At 57.5% G+C, this 1,759-nt stretch carries 1 rRNA gene (only partly in view); it reads left to right on the top strand.

The window, feature by feature from the left end:
• The first annotated feature begins 58 nt into the window (after positions 1–58).
• Positions 59–1,759, top strand: a 23S ribosomal RNA gene (locus ACIRRS_RS38300) (it continues 1,487 nt past the right edge of the window).

The following is a 1,759-nucleotide window of genomic DNA, read 5'->3' as shown; positions in this document are numbered from 1 at the left end:
GTTGAGGGTGTGTGACTGGTCGTTGTTTGAGAACTGCACAGTGGACGCGAGCATCTGTGGCCAAGTTTTTAAGGGCGCACGGTGGATGCCTTGGCACCAGGAACCGATGAAGGACGTGGGAGGCCACGATAGTCCCCGGGGAGCCGTCAACCAGGCTTTGATCCGGGGGTTTCCGAATGGGGAAACCCGGCAGTCGTCATGGGCTGTCACCCATACCTGAACACATAGGGTATGTGGAGGGAACGCGGGGAAGTGAAACATCTCAGTACCCGCAGGAAGAGAAAACAACCGTGATTCCGGGAGTAGTGGCGAGCGAAACCGGATGAGGCTAAACCGTATTGGTGTGAGACCCGGCAGGGGTTGCCAATGCGGGGTCGTGGGATTTTTCTTGACCGGTCTGCCGGCCGGTCGGCGAGTCAGAAACCGTATGGATAGTCGAAGGACATGCGAAAGGTCCGGCGTAGAGGGTAAGACCCCCGTAGACGAAATCTGTACGGCTCGTTTGAGAAACTCCCAAGTAGCACGGGGCCCGAGAAATCCCGTGTGAATCTGGCGGGACCACCCGCTAAGCCTAAATATTCCCTGGTGACCGATAGCGGATAGTACCGTGAGGGAATGGTGAAAAGTACCGCGGGAGCGGAGTGAAATAGTACCTGAAACCGTGTGCCTACAAGCCGTGGGAGCGTCGTCATGTTCTTCGGAGCATGGCCGTGACTGCGTGCCTTTTGAAGAATGAGCCTGCGAGTTTGCGGTGTGTAGCGAGGTTAACCCGTGTGGGGTAGCCGTAGCGAAAGCGAGTCCGAATAGGGCGTCTGAGTTGCATGCCCAAGACCCGAAGCGGAGTGATCTAGCCATGGGCAGGTTGAAGCGCGGGTAAGACCGTGTGGAGGACCGAACCCACCAGGGTTGAAAACCTGGGGGATGACCTGTGGTTAGGGGTGAAAGGCCAATCAAACTCCGTGATAGCTGGTTCTCCCCGAAATGCATTTAGGTGCAGCGTCACGTGTTTCTTGCCGGAGGTAGAGCACTGGATAGGCGATGGGCCTTACCGGGTTACTGACCTTAGCCAAACTCCGAATGCCGGTAAGTGAGAGCGTGGCAGTGAGACTGTGGGGGATAAGCTCCATGGTCGAGAGGGAAACAGCCCAGAACACCGACTAAGGTCCCTAAGCGTGTGCTAAGTGGGAAAGGATGTGGAGTCGCAGAGACAACCAGGAGGTTGGCTTAGAAGCAGCCACCCTTGAAAGAGTGCGTAATAGCTCACTGGTCAAGTGATTCCGCGCCGACAATGTAGCGGGGCTCAAGCACATCACCGAAGTCGTGTCATTGCAACATATAGGGCCAACGCCTGTTGTGATGGGTAGGGGAGCGTCGTGTGCCGGGTGAAGCGGCGGTGGAAACCAGTCGTGGACGGTACACGAGTGAGAATGCAGGCATGAGTAGCGATACAAGAGTGAGAAACTCTTGCGCCGATTGACCAAGGGTTCCTGGGTCAAGCTGATCTGCCCAGGGTAAGTCGGGACCTAAGGCGAGGCCGACAGGCGTAGTCGATGGACAACGGGTTGATATTCCCGTACCCGCTTTGAAGCGCCAACGTCGAACCAGGTGATGCTAAGGCCGTGAAGCCGTCCCGGAGCCTTCGGGCAAAGGGAAGTGGTGGAGCCGCCGGCCCAAGTCTGCAGTAGGTGAGCGATGGGGTGACGCAGGAAGGTAGTCCAGCCCGGGCGGTGGTTGTCCCGGGGTAAGGGTGTAGGACGTG

Source organism: Kitasatospora sp. NPDC101183, assembly GCF_044767945.1.
GTDB lineage: Bacteria > Actinomycetota > Actinomycetes > Streptomycetales > Streptomycetaceae > Kitasatospora.
The sequence above is the reverse complement of the archived record's forward strand: the minus strand, read 5'-3'. Positions and strand labels throughout refer to the sequence as shown.